Origin of the sequence: Lentilactobacillus hilgardii, assembly GCF_009832765.1 — a bacterium.
Classification (GTDB): domain Bacteria; phylum Bacillota; class Bacilli; order Lactobacillales; family Lactobacillaceae; genus Lentilactobacillus; species Lentilactobacillus hilgardii.
Genome location: NZ_CP047121.1, coordinates 698,020 through 717,282 on the forward strand (window position 1 = coordinate 698,020; position 19,263 = coordinate 717,282).

Annotated in this window: 17 protein-coding genes; 8 read left to right on the forward strand and 9 right to left on the reverse strand. The window is 43.3% G+C overall.

The features are described 5' to 3' along the window. Positions 1-66 precede the first annotated feature (66 nt). Positions 67-1,956, reverse strand: coding sequence for a S53 family peptidase (locus GQR93_RS03250; protein ID WP_003552209.1), 1,890 nt, complete (start codon positions 1,954-1,956; stop codon positions 67-69). Positions 1,957-2,010: 54 nt separating this feature from the next. Further along, positions 2,011-2,427 (reverse strand): hypothetical protein, encoded by a 417-nt coding sequence (locus GQR93_RS03255; protein ID WP_223802101.1) that lies wholly within the window; start codon positions 2,425-2,427, stop codon positions 2,011-2,013. Between the two features lie 335 nt (positions 2,428-2,762). Between GQR93_RS03255 and GQR93_RS03260 the strand changes: the two genes are divergently transcribed. Next, a complete protein-coding gene (locus GQR93_RS03260; RefSeq protein WP_035444310.1) occupies positions 2,763-4,046 on the forward strand; it encodes a glycoside hydrolase family 27 protein in 1,284 nt (427 codons plus the stop codon). A gap of 15 nt (positions 4,047-4,061) precedes the next feature. Further along, a complete protein-coding gene (locus tag GQR93_RS03265; protein WP_003552215.1) occupies positions 4,062-5,450 on the forward strand; it encodes an MFS transporter in 1,389 nt (462 codons plus the stop codon). Between the two features lie 92 nt (positions 5,451-5,542). Here GQR93_RS03265 and GQR93_RS03270 read toward each other — a convergent pair whose 3' ends face one another. Together GQR93_RS03270 and GQR93_RS03275 are read right to left on the reverse strand one after the other, a co-directional pair. Further along, positions 5,543-5,731 (reverse strand): hypothetical protein, encoded by a 189-nt coding sequence (locus tag GQR93_RS03270; RefSeq protein ID WP_003552216.1) that lies wholly within the window; start codon positions 5,729-5,731, stop codon positions 5,543-5,545. A 43-nt stretch (positions 5,732-5,774) separates the two neighbouring features. Next, the gene (locus tag GQR93_RS03275; RefSeq protein WP_003552218.1) at positions 5,775-6,713 is read right to left on the reverse strand and encodes an AraC family transcriptional regulator; all 939 of its coding nucleotides are present in this window, start codon (positions 6,711-6,713) and stop codon (positions 5,775-5,777) included. A 205-nt stretch (positions 6,714-6,918) separates the two neighbouring features. Between GQR93_RS03275 and GQR93_RS15240 the strand changes: the two genes are divergently transcribed. Both GQR93_RS15240 and GQR93_RS03285 read left to right on the forward strand, forming a co-directional pair. Further along, on the forward strand, positions 6,919-9,024 hold the full coding sequence (locus tag GQR93_RS15240; protein WP_003552220.1) for a glycoside hydrolase family 36 protein: 2,106 nt from the start codon (positions 6,919-6,921) through the stop codon (positions 9,022-9,024). Positions 9,025-9,284: 260 nt separating this feature from the next. After that, a complete protein-coding gene (locus GQR93_RS03285) occupies positions 9,285-10,115 on the forward strand; it encodes a DegV family protein (protein ID WP_003552223.1) in 831 nt (276 codons plus the stop codon). 213 nt (positions 10,116-10,328) lie between these two features. Here the strand turns inward: GQR93_RS03285 and GQR93_RS03290 are convergent, their stop codons facing one another. From GQR93_RS03290 to nadB, 4 genes are all read right to left on the reverse strand, one after another. After that, positions 10,329-11,948, reverse strand: coding sequence for a peptide ABC transporter substrate-binding protein (locus tag GQR93_RS03290; protein ID WP_003552225.1), 1,620 nt, complete (start codon positions 11,946-11,948; stop codon positions 10,329-10,331). A gap of 328 nt (positions 11,949-12,276) precedes the next feature. Next, a complete protein-coding gene (locus GQR93_RS03295) occupies positions 12,277-13,377 on the reverse strand; it encodes a cysteine desulfurase family protein (RefSeq protein WP_003552227.1) in 1,101 nt (366 codons plus the stop codon). A gap of 16 nt (positions 13,378-13,393) precedes the next feature. Next, positions 13,394-14,485, reverse strand: a complete 1,092-nt coding sequence (gene nadA / locus GQR93_RS03300; RefSeq protein WP_003552229.1) for a quinolinate synthase NadA — start codon at positions 14,483-14,485, stop codon at positions 13,394-13,396. Between the two features lie 76 nt (positions 14,486-14,561). Then, a complete protein-coding gene (nadB, locus tag GQR93_RS03305) occupies positions 14,562-16,037 on the reverse strand; it encodes an L-aspartate oxidase (RefSeq protein ID WP_003552231.1) in 1,476 nt (491 codons plus the stop codon). An 843-nt stretch (positions 16,038-16,880) separates the two neighbouring features. Between nadB and GQR93_RS15550 the strand changes: the two genes are divergently transcribed. The 4 genes from GQR93_RS15550 (at position 16,881) to GQR93_RS03320 (ending at position 18,566) form a co-directional block, all read left to right on the forward strand. Continuing rightward, positions 16,881-17,012 carry a hypothetical protein gene (locus GQR93_RS15550; protein ID WP_003552237.1) on the forward strand — a complete coding sequence of 44 codons (132 nt, stop codon included), beginning with the start codon at positions 16,881-16,883 and terminating at the stop codon, positions 17,010-17,012. A 100-nt stretch (positions 17,013-17,112) separates the two neighbouring features. Then, on the forward strand, positions 17,113-17,856 hold the full coding sequence (locus GQR93_RS03310; protein WP_225430389.1) for an XRE family transcriptional regulator: 744 nt from the start codon (positions 17,113-17,115) through the stop codon (positions 17,854-17,856). Between the two features lie 98 nt (positions 17,857-17,954). Continuing rightward, complete coding sequence (locus GQR93_RS03315; protein ID WP_035444313.1) at positions 17,955-18,146, forward strand: type II toxin-antitoxin system HicA family toxin; 192 nt, start codon at positions 17,955-17,957, stop codon at positions 18,144-18,146. A 30-nt stretch (positions 18,147-18,176) separates the two neighbouring features. Next, entirely contained in the window at positions 18,177-18,566 is a 390-nt protein-coding gene (locus GQR93_RS03320; protein ID WP_003552243.1) for a type II toxin-antitoxin system HicB family antitoxin, read from the forward strand. Positions 18,567-18,824: 258 nt separating this feature from the next. On the opposite strand, the gene GQR93_RS03325 is transcribed toward GQR93_RS03320, so the two are convergent. Then, complete coding sequence (locus GQR93_RS03325) at positions 18,825-19,226, reverse strand: type II toxin-antitoxin system HicB family antitoxin (RefSeq protein WP_035444547.1); 402 nt, start codon at positions 19,224-19,226, stop codon at positions 18,825-18,827. Between the last annotated feature and the right edge of the window lie 37 nt (positions 19,227-19,263).

Below are 19,263 nucleotides of genomic sequence, written 5' to 3' on the forward strand. Positions count from 1 at the left end.
TTGAGACTAAAAAAGCTCGAAAAATTGTTTCCGAGCTTGAGTGTTGGCCGCTCATTTGTCTGTTAACTATTGACTTGCGTCTTGGTTATTGAAATCTTGATAAAGTTTGTCGAAGTTAATTGTACCAAGTCCGGTTGCTTGATTATATAAGGTTCCTGGTTGACCTGTATAGAATAGATTATTGTTATTATTGGCGTCGTTTAAGGGATTGAATGGTGTATCTGTTTGTTGTGCAAATTTATAAATTTGTGGATTCCAGAAACCGATTGACGTCGTCCGGCCGCTGTTCATGATAGCGTTAGCTGCCGCCATTTGAGGAGAGGTATAACTGGTACCACCACCGATAAGCCAATATTTTTTCAAAATGGGCTTACCTTTTGAATCCGATCCGGTAGACATGTCACTGGAAAAATAGGTGGCGTATCCGGTTTGCTTGTCCGCATTTCCAGAGACATCCGGTAAATTTCGGCCAGTATGCGTACCTGTCAAAATCTTTGGATGAGGATTAATGGTGTAAAGATGGGTTTGGGGACGGTAATTTAACAAGGTAATCGCTCTGAAGGTGTTTACGCCTGGGATACCCTGTTGGTAGCGTGGTGTTGGGTTTAATGCGGAAAAGCCACCGCCACTCCCATGGAAAATTCCTTTTAGGATCTCGTAAAAACCGCCAAAGACGGGTTCGGATGGATGGTCAATATCGCCTAATGCCCGTTCCTTGGTAACTGTAATCGTTTTGTGATGGATCTTCTGTGTGTATGGTAAAGTTGTTCCACCAACAATTACTTGATAGGGGGATGTAGAAAAGGAATGTTGTTCTTTTAGTCCGCCCATCGCATATGGTCCTGAATCGCCACTAGCTTGAAAAACGGTAATGCCTTCGGTTGCTGCCTGCTCAAGCAGTAAATTTAGCGCATGGTTGTAGTTGGCAAGGGTTGCACTATGATCATCCCAACCGCCAAGAGACTCTATCGCTGGAGAATAACTGGTAGAAATTTGATGATCAAGGTCATTAGAAATCGCCTGCATAAACGATGTGTAATAAGCGCTTGGAAGGCTGGTCAAATTATTATTGGAATAGCCACTGTAGATATCGATATCGGCTTTGGGTGCCACAGAGCTTGCAGATTCAACATCAAGGGCAGCCTCTGTTTTGGGAATAGTTCCACCGATTTTGGATTCTTTTTGCATTGCTTTTCGATTATCAATTGTATAGATACGGTGAATTCGGTTTGGATTGTCATGGATGCCGTTTTGTGCCCAATAGATTTTTAAATCCTGATTGTGAACAATACTATCACTGATAATGCCGATACGCTGTCCTTGACCTTCAAGCCCGTTATCGTAAAGACTGGTTAGCTGATAGTGAGTTGCAAATTTTAAAGGGCCGTATTTCTTCGAAAAGGCATCGGGAAGAAGGGCTGTATTCGGTTTATGACCTAAAGCGGCTGTTAAAGCGGTTTTTGAATGGGCGGTCCTTTTTGAAGTGGGCTTTCCTGTATAAAGGCCTATAACCGCTACAACTTGTTTGGACAACTTAGCTGGCAGTCGGTAAGTCGTTCTTGAAGGTGTCCCTTTTCTTGGATGATAATTGGCGTGAAATGCCCGATCCATATTGTTTTGGGTACCACGAAGTTTTAAAGCAAGGTTTCCGCGATAAACGGCAGTCTTTATATGACGTTTGTGTAGATATTCTTTAAACATTGAGAGATAGGCATTTGGTTCACCAAATTTTTGCGCAAATTGTTTTGGCGTTAGATAGTGATGATAGTTGATCGAATTGGGATCAACCGTACTATAAACATAATTGGTTAGATTAGTCTCACTTGTTGGCTTAAATGCAATGTTGACAACAACTTGATGAGTGTTGGACACGGTTTTTGCTTTGGAAGTTAGGCCGATACTTAGAAATAGCAAGCTGCTTAGTGCAGCGATGATGAATTGGTTTCTTCTCTTCAAAATAGATGGACTCTTTCCTACTGAATACTTCTTGGTTTGTATGGCTTTTATTGATTAGTCACTGAACACGACTTGACCATCTTCGGAAACGGTTCCGTTCACAAACCCGGATAATGGCCGATGTCCATCCTCTGGATCAACCACGGCACCGTGTTTATTTTTTGGATGCTCCAGTTGATCCAGATAAACTTTTCCGCGGCTGGTTAGCCACTCGTCTCCCTGCAGCGAAACGGTAAAGTATTTTCGTGGAAAGGTTTGGTAGACTTCGATATTCAGCATGACATCATGAATAGCGTCCAAGTTTTCAAGCTCCTTTAAAATATCTGTGTCAGCATACTTGGCTTTCTTGGCTGATTCAAAGAGCATTTTCAATCGCTGTTGACCGGGTTGACCTGTATCTTTTGCTAAAAAAGACAGGATAAATAGCTTGCGTTTTTCGTGAATATTTAACTTTGGTCCTAATAATCCCATGATGATCATTCCCTCACAATTCAAATTAATGATATGTCCATCATAGTGCAAGTTGGGAAAAGATACTAAACAAATAGGTTTCTGGTACTGAATCAAGAGGAAAAAGGATAGATATTACTTTTTGACACCTAATGTACAAGTCCTAGTTACATTTAGTCACTAAATATACTTTTAATGACGTTTAAATCGCTTTCTTTGATCTCTAATATAATAACTGTGAACAAGGTTAAGCCAATAAGGGCCATTAACTGAGTGATCGACTTGAATAAAGGGATGTCATCAAGAGATGATTGCAGTGGATTTAATCGGAAATGATCGGAAAGGGATTAAAAATAATGATAGAAAAATTTAGACAATTTGCGAAAGTACCACCAAAGGGCTGGAACAGCTGGGATGGTTATGGCGCTTCGGTTCGTGAAGACGAAGTCAAGCGGAATGCTGATTATATGAGTCAACACTTAAAGCAGTTTGGCTGGCAGTATATAACGGTTGACATTCAATGGTATGAACCGAGTGCCGACTCATCTAAGTACCATGACTTTGCACCATTGGTTATGGATGATTACTCACGGCTCCTGCCTGATCCAAAACGATTTCCATCGGCTACGAATGGTAGCGGTTTCAAACCGCTGGCGGACTATGTTCATCATCTTGGACTGAAGTTCGGTATTCATATCATGCGTGGGATTCCCCGTCAGGCAGTTCATAAGGCTTCACCGATTAAAGGAACTGACAAGACAGCCAGGGACATCGCTCTAAACAACATTTGTCCGTGGAATTCCGATATGTATGGCGTCAACGTCGATATGCCGGAAGGACAAGGCTACTACGATTCTCTCATGGCACTTTATGCTTCTTGGGGCGTTGATTTTATCAAATGCGATGACATTGCAAATTCGGTTATTTACAATGGTACCCACAAGAAAGAGGTTGAGGCATTAAGAAAAGCAATTGATAAGACTGGTCGTGACATGGTGCTTTCATTGTCGCCGGGACCTGCTCCGGTTGAAAACGGGGCTTTCTTTCAGCACACCGCGAATATGTGGCGGATTACCGACGATTTCTGGGATGAGTGGTCGCTGCTGCTAAACATGTTTGACCGGGCAGAAAAATGGTCATCAATGTCTCGCCCCGGCAACTGGCCTGATTGTGATATGTTACCGCTGGGTCACATTGGCATCCGCTCCGTTGACGGACCCGGTGGCAATCGTCAGACTCGATTTACCAAGGCAGAGCAAAAGACTATGATGACGCTTTGGTCTTTGATGCAATCACCATTGATTATGGGTGGAGAATTACCTGATTTGGATGATTGGACAAGTAGATTGCTGACCAATCGTGAGCTTCTAAAGATGGATGACCGGATAACTGAAAAATATCAGATCTATCGGGATAAAAAAATGATTATCTGGTACGCTGCCAGTTCAGATAGTGAGTATCATGCAATTTTTAATGTTTCGGATGATGAATTAACATTGACCGGTTCTCAGATCTCGAGTTTCGATTTACCACTGAAAGGGTACAATGTTTGGCTGGATCAAGATGTGACGCTTTCAACCAAACAGACAATTCAAATTGGATCACACGATGTTTATTTGATTAAAACATCAATTAACTAAAAAATACGAGGAGTGATGGTTATGGATGAGAAGATGACTCATAAAGTCACCAGTTATCCAGCAGGATCAACCAAAGAAAAGGTTGGTGTGCTTGAAAAGCTAAGCTATGCGAATTTGGATTTCTCGGGGCAATTGGTTGCCACAATTGTCAATAGTTATTTAATGTATTTCTTTACCGATGTTGCGGCAATTTCGGCTGCTTCAACGGGTGTCATTCTGTTGCTTGCACGGGTAGTCGATGCGATTGGGGCGCCAGTTTGGGGAACCTTTATCGATATGACGCATTCTAAATTCGGAAAGGCCCGACCGTATTTCTTGTGGCTGGCGATTCCGTATGCTGCAAGTGGCATTCTGCTATTCTGGGCACCGGATCTTAGTGCGTCGGCAAAAGCCCTATATTGTGGCATTGTGTATATGATTTACGGTGTCCTTTATTTGGGTATTAACGCACCGATTACAACCATTTTGCCATTGATCACGTCCCATCCCACACAACGGGTTAAGCTGAATTCATGGCGAATGGTCGGGTCAAACCTGGGCGTTTTCGTTGTAAATTCGCTGACGCTGCCATTGGTTGCCTTCTTTGGCGGTGGCAATGATATTAAGGGATTCCGGATTTTTGTCGTGATTTTTGCCATTTTAAACCTGTCCGGTACGCTGTTCTCGTTTGGTCACGTTCGGGAACGGGTTGTCGTACCAAATAGTCAACGTGTAACGTTGAGAAGAAGTATCCATGCTATGAATAAAAACTGGCCGTGGTTTATTATCGTTGCCGGCAACTTTCTGTTCTGGGTTGCTCAGCAAGGCCGCCAACAGTCCATGGTTTACTATTTCACGTACTACTTCCACAACAAAGGATTGGTTACGTTCTTTAACTCAATTGCCATTATTCAGGTGCTGGGCGTTATTTCAATTCCGCTTTTGAATAAGGTTATGTCCAAGAGCCACATCTGGGGAATGGGTCTAATCATTGCCGTTTTGGGACAATTTGTGATTATGTTCTCCGGTTTGAGTGCGGTTGGCGCAACTGCCGGTTGGCTCATTGCCAACGTTGGTTCAGGAATTGCCGTATCAATGCCGTTTGCAATGCTTGGCTCGGCTGTTGATTATGGTGAGTGGAAAAACGGTGTTAACGCTGCAGGTATCTTAACCACCATTGGTTCAGCATTCTGTATGTCAATGGGAATGGGTCTTGCCGGTGCTATGAACGGCGGTATCATGTCCGCCTTTGGTTACATTGCAAACCATGCCCAATCGGCGCATGCGTTGACCGGGATTGGGATTTCCTTTAATTGGGTTACCATTTTGATGTATGGTTTGGCGATTATTCCTGCCTTTCTATATCAAAGATATGAAAATATGGAATCCGAGATTACAAATGAGCTTTCCAAGACACGTGAATAATTGTTAAAAAATGACTTGATTAACACAAAAAAGGATGAATCCAAGGCAATTTACCTTAGGATTCATCCTTTTTGTGTTAACTATTGAAGTCATTATGACATCACTATTGATTTTATAGTGGGTGCCGGAGCGTTCATAATAACGGTTGTTTGAATGGTCGAAGCCTGGCTGTTCTTTTGATTGTGCTTTTTAATCATTGAATAGCCAATAAATAAAGCATCGACAACGATGATAATCAGTAATATGACTAAAAAATTTCCGCCTTTTTTGCGATTATTCACGGGATAACCTCCTTAATCCAAGCCGTTTATGGTGATTGCCTGATTATTCGAATCGTCTTCGGTAGTCTTCTGTGTTCTTGGTAATCGGTACCTCGGGATCGAAGTTGCTGCTGTCAAGAAACTGTTGGGTATAGGCACGGCGAAATTCTGACGGTGTCAGATTGGTATATTTTTTAAACGCCTTCATGAACCGCTTTTCGTCCGAGAAGAAAGCCATGCCGGCAATTTGCTTAATGGCCATGTTAGTTCGAACCAACAACTCCTTTGCTTCTTCCATCTTGAGTTTATTGATGTATTGAATGACGGTTTCGTTTGATTGTTCTTTAAAAATGCGAACCAGATAATGCGGATTGAGCGCAAATGCGTCCGCAACGTCACCGACTCGAAGGGATTCGGAAAGGTTGGCTCGAATCCAGTTCTTAATGGTCTCGACACGTGCAGCGTGCTCTGAAGGAGAGGGACCAATGATTTTTTGATAATAGTCTTCTGAAAGTTGAATAATCATTTCCGTGAGCAAATAATCAACGGAGAGGGATGTAAAGTAGTTGCTGGCTGAAACGTCTAAAATCTGGTTGGCAAGAACAAATTCCTTTTCAACGGTTGAAAGGTTAAAAATCAGGGGTAGGACAGCTGTGTCACTATTAAATAGTGCCGTTATTTTGCCTCTGTCCTGCTCGACATCGATTGTTTTTAACCCATTTGGTTTCATAAAGAAATGGAACCAAAAGTATTGAGTATCTTCCGGGGAAGGCTTGTAACCATGCAAATGATGGTACGGCGGCAGTGCAAAAACGTCACCGGAATTCAGTTGGTAGTGATCGTTATCGACTTGCATATAGAGCGTGCCCTTGATCACAATAATAATTTCAAAATTCCCGTCATGATACATGTGTTTATGCATCCAATTCTTAGCGGCGGTGAATTTACCGGAAGAAATGTGAAGGACCGGAGCACTGATATCAAAGCATGTTACTGAAAGCATACTGTTCCTCCTTTCTGTCAAAAAATGGTTTAAACGGTAGCTACTGATAGAATAGTGATAAAATGACACTAAATGTGAGGATAAATAGTTACAAATCAACACCTTTTCTATAATATATACCATTTCTAAAGAAATTGAAACCGATTACAATAAGAATATAAATTAAATAAACGGATCATAAACAACTATAAGGGAGTTGAGCGATGTGTCGTCATTTAATGTCGAAACAGATTCAGCCAAATTAGGATTTGAAATTCTGGACAATCATAAAATCATTTTGACAACGGTTGGCACCAATGATTTATCAAAAGTCGATGCTGAATTAAAGCAGCACATGACACTAACGGAAGTACAGATTACCGGGCGTAATTTTCATCACAAGGGATTGAGCTTTGTGGATACGAACCCGGGGCGTGATTTGACTTATGTTCGTCATACAATTGAAGAAAACCGGGCCGGCAAATTATTGAAGGTGGTTCAAGAAGGTGAAAATAGACAGCTTGAAGTGACCAACTTTTATCAACTTTATCAAAATACACCGGTGGTACGTAGCTGGGTCAGCCTCAAGAATATCGGAAATGAGGATCTGGGCATTGAATATGTCTCTTCGTTTGCGATAAGTGGCGTTAACCAAGCAGATGATTTAGGCGGTAACTATTCAGAAGACAACGTTGTTTATATTCCCAACAATGATTGGACCGCCGAAGCGCAGTGGAAGGCCGACTCGCTAAAAGACGCCGGCTTGGATTATTGGGTTGATGGTGAGAAAAAGCAGGCATCTACCAAGCGGATCAGCATCACCAATAATTCTTCCTGGTCCTGTTCTGAATATTCACCCAACGGGATTCTGGTCAATACCAGAACGAATCAGGCGGCTGTTTGGCAGATTGAAAATAATGGTGCCTGGCATTATGAATTGACAGATATTGGCCGCGGTAATTTATTGGCACTTCGGTTATCCGGTCCGGAAGAATTGGATAATCATTGGTGGAAAAATCTAACGGTCGGCCAAAGTTTTACAACTGCCCAAGTCGCTTTTGGCCAAGTGAAAGGTGATGTTGAAACCGCTCTTGATGCCATGACCACCTATCGACGAAACATTCGTCGATCAAACGAGGATGACCAAAAGCTGGCCGTTATCTTTAATGATTATATGAATGGTCTTTCAGGAGATCCGACAACTGCTAAAGAAATACCGTTAATCGATGCCGCTAAAAAGGTCGGCTGTGAATATTTTGTCATTGACTGTGGTTGGTATGCCCCGGGTTATTGGTGGGACAGTGTTGGTGAATGGCAGCCTTCCGAGGAGCGTTTCCCGGGCGGAATCGAAAAGTTGATTCAGTATATTCGTGACCAGGGTATGACACCCGGACTATGGTTGGAACTTGAAGTGATTGGTATCAAGTCGCCATTGGCGGATAAATTGCCGGATGATTGGTTCTTTATGCGTCACGGTAAGCGGGTAATCGATGCAGACCGCTACCATCTTGATTTTACGAATCCGGCAGTTCGTCAATTTGCGGATGAAGTGGTTGATCGACTGGTTAAGCAGTACGGTGTCGGCTATATTAAGATGGATTACAACATTACGACCGGAATCGGTACGGACTTGGATTCGAACAGTGCCGGTGATGGTTTATTGAAACATAATCGGGCTTACCTTAACTGGTTGGATGATGTCTTTAAACGTTATCCGGATCTCGTCATTGAAAATTGTGGCAGTGGCGGCATGCGTCACGATTATGCTATGCTGCAGCGTCACAGTATCCAATCAATGACCGATCAGACGGATTATGTGCGAAACGGTAATATTGCTGCAGTTGGGGCTTCGGTTGTCACACCCGAACAATGTGCGATTTGGTCCTATCCGTTGCAAAAGGGCGATGATGAAGAAGTAATCTTTAACATGGTGAACGCCATGCTGCTACGAATCCATCAAAGCGGTCTCTTAAATAAAGTAACTGGCCATCGACTGGAACTGGTTGCTGAAGGCATTAAAATCTATAAGAGCTATCGCGACAAGATTCCGACCATGCTGCCGATTTGGCCGGAAGGCTTAAGTCAACTGGATGACCCATGGTTTAGTTACGGCTTAAAAGGCAACCACGAGCTTTACCTGGCAGTTTGGCGCGGTGTTAGTGACGAAGAAGGCCATCAACTTGATTTGAGTCAGTATGGTAGCGTTGAATCGATCGAACAGATTTATCCAAGCGAGGATCATCAGACTTCTTATGCACTGAACGGCAACAATCTTCAGTTAGTCTTTTCAAAGCCCAAGATGGCCCGTTTGTATCATGTTAAATTAAAATAGATCTGAGAAATGATCATGATGGAATTGCTTAACCGCCAAGACCATCTTCAAAAATATGACATACCTTCGTTTAGCGGTATTAAATAGAAAGCATCAACTAACTATAAGTCGTCGTCTGCAGCTTCCCACCTTTGACGACGACTTTTTTGTTTTGGATGAATTTGCCACTATCTTAAGCTTTGTAAGTGACAATACCTCCTTTATTTTACGACGCATAACAGAGCATAAATGGTTATAATTGACAGAAGAGGTGATAGCCAATGATCCATATTGTGACGGATTCAACCGCTCAGTTAACGGACAAAGAAATCGAAGATAACCATATTATGGTTGTGCCGTTAGCGGTAACTTTGGAAGGGCAGCATTATCAGGATGGGGTCGATGTCAGTCGGGCAGAATTTTCACGGCGCCTGAGAGAAGACCGGCAGTTTCCCAAGACCAGTCAGCCATCTTTGGGTCAGTTTGTGGAAACGTATCAAAGAATTGCCAAACCAAATGACCAAATCTTGTCAATCCATATCGGCTCGGTGTTGAGTGGGACAGTCCAAACTGCCCAGATGGCAGCCGAACAGGTGCCGGCACAGGTTGCCGTCTTGGACAGTGGCCTAACCGATCGTGGATTAGCGTTCGTTGTCTTGAAGGCCGCCGAACTCATTCAAACTGAGCATGACTTGGCAACGATCATGGCGGAGCTTAAAGCATACATGAACAAAATTACATTAACCTGCTTTGTCAATAGCTTGGACTACTTGGTGAAGGGCGGTCGTGCCAATCGGGCTATCGGTTTTGTGTCAACGTTAATCAAACTCAAGCTGGAATTGGGGATGCCGAACGGCGAACTGAAGGTTCTTCATAAGTCGCGCGGTGAAAAGGGGATGCAAAAGATGATCGATCAGGTAACAGCAGACATTATCAATCATCCTCAAATCACCCGTGTCGGACTGTCCTACGTTGATAGCCATGCGGATACGGATAGGATTGAGGCAGTCTTAAAGAAAAAGCGCCCAGACTTGGAAATCGTCAATCGTTTAACCAGCCCGACAATTATGACGCACGTTGGGCCAAATGGGTTTGCGGTTATTTTTGTTTGAAAATCAGCTGCCGTCACAAAGAATCTCCGGAGAAATTATCTGGCATTTAAGTGAAATCCTTAAGGTGGAATTGACTATACTGATTCAATGTTGTCAAAGTTAGCGGGACGGCTTTTATTTTTGACTCGTTTTAAATCAAAAAGGCAACGGTTAACTTCAATTAAGAAGTGACCGTTGCCTTTTAATATTGATTGTTAAGTTGTTAGAATCGGATTATTTAATAGAAGCCTTGCTCCAATCCCATTGTGGTGCGGTTGGGAAGAATTGAACACCTTTAACTTTGGACTTCATCAATGCTGATTGTCCCTGTTGGGTTAATGGCACAATTCCTTGATCATTCATCAAAATCTTTTCGGCTTTAATCATATCGTTCCAACGAGCGGTTTCGTTGTTGGCATCCTGATTTTCCGACTTCTTGATCAGGGCATCGTATTGAGCGTTCTTCCACTTACCATTGTTGTAAGTGTTGGTTGATGTGAAGAGATCGAGGAAGTTGCTTGGATCAGGATAATCAGCGATCCAACGGGAAATGACGATATCAAATTGACCGTTTTGTGAACGTGAGAGGCGGGTCTTAAATGGAATGTTTTGGTTGGTAATCTTTAATCCGGGTAATTTGGTCAATTGGCTTTGAACAAATTCAGTGATCTTCTTTGACGTATCATCGTCATCCGACATTAATGTCAAAGAAACGGACTTCTTGCCAACTTCTTTTAATCCCTTGGCCCATAGCTGTTTGGCTTCGGCATCGTTATTTGTAACGGCGTCTTTGACGTAGGCTTCATCCGCAAAGTCCTTGCCATTCTTCTTGTTCATGCCGGCAGGAACATAGCCTTTTGGCAGTTGCGACCCATCGGCCAATACTTTATTAACTAATTGATTTCGATTGATAATTAATGAGAAGGCCTTTCGGATATCTTTGTTCTTGAACATCGGCAGGCGTTTCTCGTTCATTTCCAGGTATTGGGTAGAAGCTTCTTTATAAGACTTGTAGTCCTTGTCGTTCTTATACTGTTTAACCTGGGTACTGTTCAGTGTCGTGAAGTCGAGTTTGCCGCTTTGGTAACTGTTAAGGGCGGTTGACGGATCCTTGATAACCTGAACGTTCATCGTTTGAAGCTTAACGTTTTTGGCGTTCCAATAGCTCTTGTTCTTAACAAGCTTCATTGTATCGTTGGTACCGGTCCAGCCTTTGAGAACAAATGGGCCGTTATAGCCGTTTTTGGTTGAATTGGTGCCGTAACTTGAACCATACTTTTCAACAACCGATTGTTCTTCTGGGAAATAGTAGCTTTGTGCCACCATAAATTTGAAGAAGCTTTGTGGCTTGATCAAATGAACAACCAGCTTGTAGTTACCCTTTGCTTCAACACCCAATTTAGTTGGTGACATCTTGCCGGCGTTGATCTTGTTGGCATTTTCGATGTTCGCAAAAATGTAAGCATATTGAGAAGCGGTCTTAGGTGTCACAGTTCGACGCCATGAGTAAACGAAATCTTTGGCGGTAACGGGTTTGCCATCGTTCCATTTGGAATGACGGAGATTAAACGTCCAAGTCTTACCGTCCTTGGAGATCGTATAGTTCTTGGCAACACCGGGTGAAACTTTGCTGTTGCCCATTCGAAGCAGGCCCTCATTCGTATCGTTTTCGATCTGTGACGAATATAAGTCCGTCATTTTTGAAGCATCCATTGTGGAAATATTGGCTGGCAGCATCCAATTCAGCGTTTGTGCTTTGGAACCGGATTGTGATGATTTACTTCCACAACCTGCGAGCACAAGTGCTGAAAGAATGGCCACCCCACCAATCTTCACTAATGATTTCAATTTCATTGTGATGCACGTCCCTTCGACATGTAAGATTTATTAACGTTACTCATTTTAAATTAAAAACAAATTAAAAGCAAACTATTTCTATATAACTTGATACAGCAGCGTTTTCGAAGGGTTAGAATTGGCCGACATGTCATTAGTATGTTAATTTTAAATTTTGCTTGGAACGTTTTATCATTTCTGACTCATTAGATTTGATTTTAAGTAGACTATAAGGAGAACTGCCAATTACCTGTCCAACAGTTGAAGTGATACCGCACTAAAAAACCGGAACTCAATGAAGCGGCTCCGGTTTTTGGTACTGATAAACAGTGACTGGTTTTAATGATTAGCTGTAGGTTCGGTTAAGTGCATCTGCAAATGAAGCGACTTCTTGTGGCTGGTTGCTTGGCCCAAAGGAAACGCGGATGTAGCGGTTGGTTTGTTCCGGTGTTAATCCTAAAGATACCAATGTCCGGTCGGGGCGGGGGTCTTTAATGCTGCAGGCACTGACGGTTGAGAAGCAAAAACCCTGTTGGCCCATGCTGGTAGCGGCACTTTGACCGGGAGTACGGGGCAGAATAAGACCACAGACGCCCGGATATTCCGACCAGGAGGCAACGGGGCGAATGGTTGGCGCTAATAGTGATAGGAGCTGCTTCTTTAATTGACCAACGTGGGTTAAGTTATCAGCCATGGCATCCCATGCATTTGTAAGCGCAACGGTGGCACTCACAATTTCGGGAACGGCGAGGGTGCCGGGCAAAAAGCCGTTTTGCTGAAACACGTATTTGTAAGGCGCCTTTGTCATGACTTGCGGTGATAGGTAAAGCAGACCACAGCTTTTTGGACCGTTGAATTTGTGGGCGCTGGCACTGAAGCCGGCCAAACCACTAAGGTCCAAGGGAATTTTGGCTAATCCCTGGACGGCATCCACGAAAAGGGGGATGTGGGCGGCGCTGGCCAATTGTTTGAGTGCTTGAATGTCCTGGACAATTCCTGTAATGGCATTGACGGCCTGAATCACGATCAATCCGGTTTGATCGGTGATGGCTTTTTGCAAAATGGCTGGCGTGATGTGACCCTTTTGATCGACCGGTAGAAATTTAATCCGATAGTCCATCGTATCAGCCAGGTAATTCAGGATTTGGTAGACAGACGAATGTTCCAAGGGACTAACAAGAATTTCTTTTTTTGAACTGCCGGTGGCCAAACAGCGAATACCGAGCTGGTTGCTTTGGGTACCGCCGCTGGTGAAGATCAGTCCTTCCACCGGCACGTGAAGCAGGTCGGCAATTTTAGCCTTCGATTCCTGAACCAGCTGACCGGCAGCGTTTCCCGCCTGATGCAGGCTTTCGCTATTAGCAAAAAAGTTTTCGGCCACTTCCCGATAGGTGTTCAATGCTTCGGTACTCATTGGGGTAGTGGCAACGTGATCAAAATATATCATTCAGATTCCTCCATTTCTAAAGACTGAGCTGTAACATTTTGTCCAGCGCTTTTTTGGCCCAATAAGCAGTTTGCGGATCAACGGTTATGACGTGACCGGTTTTTCCGGCAGCCAGTTGATCCATTGTCCAGGCCAAATGGGGCAGGTCGATGCGATTCATTAAAATACAGGCACAGGAATATGGATTTAAAAACATGACCTGCTTGGTTGCGTATTTAGCCTTTAGACGGCCGACAAGATTGTTGTCGGTGCCGATGGCAATCCTGGCATTGGTTGGCGCCTGATCAACGTAATTGATCAAGGCTGATGTTGAGCCGACAAAATCAGCGGCAGCGGTGACCTCATGGGCGCATTCGGGATGGACGATAATTTTGACGTCCGGGTATTTTTGGCGAAGCCGCTTAACGTTGTCGACACTGAATTGCTGGTGAACGGAACAGTATCCGTTCCATAAAATTACCCGTAGTTTGTCCGGTTGATCGGCTTCCAAGAAGTCCTGTTGGGCATGCCATAAGCCGATTTCTTCGGGTTTGATGCCGAGGTCAAGTGAGATATTTCGACCAAGGTGTTGATCCGGCAAGAATAAGAGATGTTTAGCCTGTTTTAATGCCCAGGTCATAATCTTTTTAGCGTTACTTGAGGTGATTGCCACGCCGCCTTTTTGACCGACAAAGGCTTTGATGGCAGCTGAAGAATTCACGTAAGTGACCGGTATAATGGAATCCCCGTATCGATCGGTGAGGGTCTGCCAGGCTTTGGTGAGTTGAAACGGATTGGCCATATCGGCCATTGAACAGCCGGCCATGGGATCCGGGAGAACGACCTGTTGCTGATCGGTGGTTAGGATGTCGGCGGTTTCGGCCATAAAGTGAACACCACAAAAGACGATTTTTTTGGCAGTGTGGTTTTGAGCAGCAATTTGGGCCAGCTTGAGTGAATCGCCACGGGCATCGGCAAACGCCACGATTTCGTCTTTTTGATAATGGTGTGCGACCATCATTAAGTCGGAGCCAAAGTCTGCTTTGATCCTTTTGATCCTGGCGATTTGATCTTCCGGTGCTTCATCGTAATAGTGATTAAAAGCAATTTTTTCTTTTAAATTCAGCATTGAGTTGCGTAGTCCTTTCGAAATGGTTTGAGAATCTTGACATGATTGAAAAATAACGGTCTGATGACTAAATGATTTAACCGGCTTGGGTCTTGACTGTCGTTTCTTGAATGTAGTGGGCACCGAGACTCTTGGGTTCTGCCAGGGCAGCTTTGTCAATCAGGGAAGCGCAAAGGCAGAGGTTGGTAATCGCCAAATCGGTTGCGTTCAGTTGACTTGGCTGTAATTCTTGATAGTTGAATTGAGATAACCAATTTTGAAAAGCGGTTAAGCCGGCTTTGGTCCGGACAACGCCCAGGTTTTGCCAGGCGTTTTGCTGAAGATCGGTTAGGCTTGGCAAAAGTGGTTTGGGTTGTGGAGCAGCCGGTGTATCTTGGGGGATAATCGTAACAGCATCAATCTTTTGAATGGCCTCGGCCGCCTTTTTAGCACTGACCAGGCAGTCCAGAAGCGAATTGCTGGCCAGCCGGTTGGCACCGTGAACGCCGTTGCAGGCAACTTCACCGATGGCAAATAGGTGGGGGATTGACGTTTGGGCGGACAGATCGGTGGTGATGCCACCCATGACAAAGTGGGCACCGGGTTGAATCGGAATCCGGTGAGTGGTTCTGAAAGGCACGTGATGGTTATCCAGATTTTCGGTGACGCCGGGGAAGCGGGTTGTGAAATCGAGAATGGCCGAGATATCAAGAAATAATTGGTGGCCTTGCTCCTGCCAGGCTTTCAAGTGGCGGGCAACAACGTCTCGGGGTGCCAGATCCTTCTTGGGGACGTTTGCCATAATGCGGTGGTTATTTTCATCGACCAGGATAGCGCCACTGCCACGAATGGCTTCGGTGATGAGGCCGTAGCATTTTCCGTGCAGTGATAGTAAGGTCGGGTGAAATTGCACGAAGGCCATGTCTGAAATAGCGGCCCCGGCTCTGGCCGCAATGGCAATGCCGTCTCCGGTGATGGTTTGGTTGTTGGTGGTCAATGGGAATAAGTTTCCCAAGCCGCCGGTTGCAAGGACGACGGCATCACTGGTAAGCGTTTCTAATGCTTGGTTTTTGTCATTTCGAATAATAACGCCCACACAGACGTTATCTTGAACCTGTAAGTCGATGGCGGTTGAGTATGGTTTCCAATGGACCTGGTGGATTTCCCCTTGGACGAAGCTGGTCAGTGCTGCGCCGGTGCGATCCCCGTTGGCGTGGAGAATCCGGTGATGACTGTGGGCGCCTTCCAAGCCGAAATCCAGTTGGCCGTTTGATTGGCGATCAAACGCCATCCCGTCTTGGATGAGGTGTTGAATCAATTTTGGACCGGTCGCAACCAGTTGGTTAACGGCTGCAGGTTTGTTGTGGTATTGACCGGCAGCGAGGGTATCGGCCGCATGTTGGGCCGGAGAGTCACCGGGGTCAAGGGATGCAGCAATCCCACCCTGGGCCAGCATGGAGTTACTGTCCTGGATACTTTTCTTAGTGACGATGGTGACGTCACAGGTGTTCTGCAATTGAGTTGCAAGATAACAGCCGGCAAGACCGGCACCGATAATAATCACTTTTCGCATAACGCACTTCCTTTTAGGGTTAATGGATCATTTTATAAAAGTACCTTTTACTTTAATTAATCTAATAAAAAAGTACAAAATACTTTTATTAATTGTTGTTATTGTAGGTCTGGGGATTTTGGATTGCAATTAGGGAAATGTCCTAATTATGATTGATGAGATTTTAAACACTTGAAATTGACGAAGACAACTAAGCAAAATTAAAAAATAGCCGTTAGCTTTTAAATAACCTGTAGTCCATTTAGGATATCTTTATACGGTTCTATCGCTTAGAAAGGAAAAACGTCCAGTATTACTGAACGCTTAATGACCGATTTAATTAAGGATTTTGAAGAATATATTTAGAGGCTCTCCCCAGACCGATTAACTTAATCTGCCTGGTTTTCTGCAGATTGATTAAGGCTCGTTTAATGGTGACATCGCTATACTGAGGGACCAAAGCACTAATTTCCCGACGTGAGAGGGGCTTTAATTCTTGTTGAAGAACAGACAACCTTCATCGGAACTCGTATATTTGGTTAAGTTTATCGACCATCGGACCAGATAACTGTAGATTGTTTAAATTCTGATAATTGAACGTTTTCAGGATCATTTCCTCCTTTACGGTATCAAATGGGCTTAAATGATACCGTAAATATAGTATTGATCTTGCAAAAGGTCAAAAAAACAGGCTTTTTGATTAATTCGATCATCATGCGAAGGATTTTTTCGATTTTTCTTGGTTATACGGAAAATATGCATTAAATTTTGAATAAACAGCAGTATACTTAAGACATCTTTTATACATATCCGGAGGGGTATCATAAAAATTAAATTAGTAATAACTTGAAGGGGATTGTTTAGATGAGACTATATGACGGGAAACATTTGCACATTGTGGCAAAGATGCATAAGAATACGAGAAAAGAAAAGATTGAGGCTGCTATCGTATATGGCATTCTGGCGTTGCTACTTATTTGGTGGTTCGTCAAATAGGTGGGTGGCAATTCATCTGATAATTAAATTGATCAACACAGATTGCCTGATAATGACTGTTTTCAAACGTTTGGAATTCCGAGTATTAGGAGGTACTTGGTTGTACATTTCAAGTAGCATAAAAGGGTGTGACTTTAGAGTGTTCGCTGAAAATTTACGCTATCTCAGGAAAAAGTATCATCTCAGCCAAACAACGCTTGCCCGCCGACTTGGGCGAAAAAGTGTGGCTTCTGTGAGTGAATGGGAATCCGGAAAATATACCCCAAAGTTGGCAATTATTGAAAAAGTTGCGGCACTTTTTGAGGTTGATGTAACGGATTTACTTTATCGGGAGTTAGGTAAGGCTAATGAACCTAAAAGCCGGCCCGAGAGCTTCTTATCAATGTATTCAAAACTGACGCCCGATCGTCAACGGAAAGTGTACCAGCGAATTCTTAAGCTGCAAGAGACAGAATCCGAAGACAGTCAAACACCGATCGAACAGCCGGTAACCATATTGAAACTTGAAAAAACGGATTTGGCTATTACGGATGAGGAAGAGTCGGTGAATCGGCCTCAAAAAGCTGGAAAGCCAAACTTTGACTTCGCGGTTAAAATAATCGGTTCTTCGATGCTGCCTAATTTTCACGATCAACAGATTGTTTTTATAACGGCTGCGACAAAGGCTGAAAATGGTCAGATTGTTCTGGCAAAGGTTGATGGAAAGTATTATATAAGACGGTATGAGAAAACGTCCGAGGGTGCTTGGTTGATGCCCTTTAATCAAGACGAAGCACAAGTCAAGATTCAGGATGATACTGATTTTCGGTTAATTGGGGTTGTGACAGGGCTGCTAGAAGAATAGGATATTTTTTTCTTTTCTAGTAGATTATTATATGTATAAAGTATGTACAACCACTTTTCCTATATGTATAATATACGTATAGGAAGGAGGGACAAGGTGTGCCAATTACTCCAAGAAAAATGGAGAAGAAATTACTTAAGGCAGGTTTTAGACGCATTCCTGATAGAGGAAAGGGTGGACACCGCCGTTATCGGCATCCTGATGGGCGAACAACAGAAATTCCGTTTCATACAGGTGAGCTCAAAAAAGGTACCGAGTTAGCAATTCTTAAAGAAGCAGGGCTCAGATAGAGCCTTGCTTTGGCATACCTTTACTAAGTTATGAAAAAACGTTTAATATATCCTGTAATTATTACAGAGTATCAGGACGATGGGCATTATTTTGTAGTTACCTCACCTAATATTAAAGGGATGGTGACACAGGGTGATTCTATAGCTGATGCTGCTTATTGGGCAGAAGATGCAATTGCAACAATGATCCAAGATATGCCACATTATCCCAAACCACAAGATCCACGTGAATGGAAACTAGAGACAGGGCAGCAAGTTGTCTATATTTCAGTTGATATGACGAAATGGCTTAGACAAAACCGAAAGACAATACGAAAAACGATCACTGTGCCAAAGTATCTAAGTGATTTGGCAAAAGAAAATGATATTAATGTTTCAAAAGTGGCGACTGAGGCGTTGAAAGAAAAGCTTGGGGTATAACCAGGCTATGAAGGCAGTGAGTGTTTTAATTTACAGCTAAAAGTATTTAAATTTAAACACTTTTAGCCGTAATTTAAAACATGTCAAAAATTGTTTTTAATCGTTATTTGACATATTTTTGGCACAATACATCTTTTTGAATTAATTATTCGGAAGCAGCAGACTCTGCTTTTATTGATCATAGAATGCTGTTAGTCACTAATTTCGAAAGAACTTTAAATATGAATTTAATCAAGTTGAACAAAAGCCATCCTGCAATTATTGAGGATGGTTTTTGTTATCGTCTTCTGATAGATACTTTTCGATATCTTTTGGATTGGTTAAGATAGGTGATTTGCTTTTATACACGGCTTTGGCCAAATGAAGCCGTTCTTTTTCCTCATCTTCACGTTCTCGGGCAATGGTGGTATTAACCTCGATTGGAACTAAAAACTGATCTTTGCCGTGTTCAATCGTTCGTGGATCGGATGTATCAGGAAGCTTGTCATTGTAGTCTTCTGAAGTTAATAAATAACCTTCAAGTGCATCATGAGCCATGTGGAGCGCATCAGGAACATCATTGCCAAAGGTTGCAGCAGCGAATCCCAGATCAGGAAAGGTGACTTCGACTTGGCCTTCCGGATTAAAAGTCAGCAATGCGTAATATAGATAGGTCATCATTGAATCCTCCGTTGATAAAAATTGATTCTGGTTTAGA

Coding starts and splice junctions, on each gene's coding strand:
- GQR93_RS03255 (WP_223802101.1), bottom strand. CDS start 2,427: ATGGGATTATTAGGACCAAAGTTAAATATTCACGAAAAACGCAAGCTA.
- GQR93_RS03260 (WP_035444310.1), top strand. CDS start 2,763: ATGATAGAAAAATTTAGACAATTTGCGAAAGTACCACCAAAGGGCTGG.
- GQR93_RS03265 (WP_003552215.1), top strand. CDS start 4,062: ATGGTTATGGATGAGAAGATGACTCATAAAGTCACCAGTTATCCAGCA.
- GQR93_RS03275 (WP_003552218.1), bottom strand. CDS start 6,713: ATGCTTTCAGTAACATGCTTTGATATCAGTGCTCCGGTCCTTCACATT.
- GQR93_RS03285 (WP_003552223.1), top strand. CDS start 9,285: ATGATCCATATTGTGACGGATTCAACCGCTCAGTTAACGGACAAAGAA.
- GQR93_RS03290 (WP_003552225.1), bottom strand. CDS start 11,948: ATGAAATTGAAATCATTAGTGAAGATTGGTGGGGTGGCCATTCTTTCA.
- GQR93_RS03295 (WP_003552227.1), bottom strand. CDS start 13,377: ATGATATATTTTGATCACGTTGCCACTACCCCAATGAGTACCGAAGCA.
- nadA (WP_003552229.1), bottom strand. CDS start 14,485: ATGCTGAATTTAAAAGAAAAAATTGCTTTTAATCACTATTACGATGAA.
- nadB (WP_003552231.1), bottom strand. CDS start 16,037: ATGCGAAAAGTGATTATTATCGGTGCCGGTCTTGCCGGCTGTTATCTT.
- GQR93_RS15550 (WP_003552237.1), top strand. CDS start 16,881: ATGAGACTATATGACGGGAAACATTTGCACATTGTGGCAAAGATGCAT.
- GQR93_RS03320 (WP_003552243.1), top strand. CDS start 18,177: ATGAAAAAACGTTTAATATATCCTGTAATTATTACAGAGTATCAGGAC.
- GQR93_RS03325 (WP_035444547.1), bottom strand. CDS start 19,226: ATGATGACCTATCTATATTACGCATTGCTGACTTTTAATCCGGAAGGC.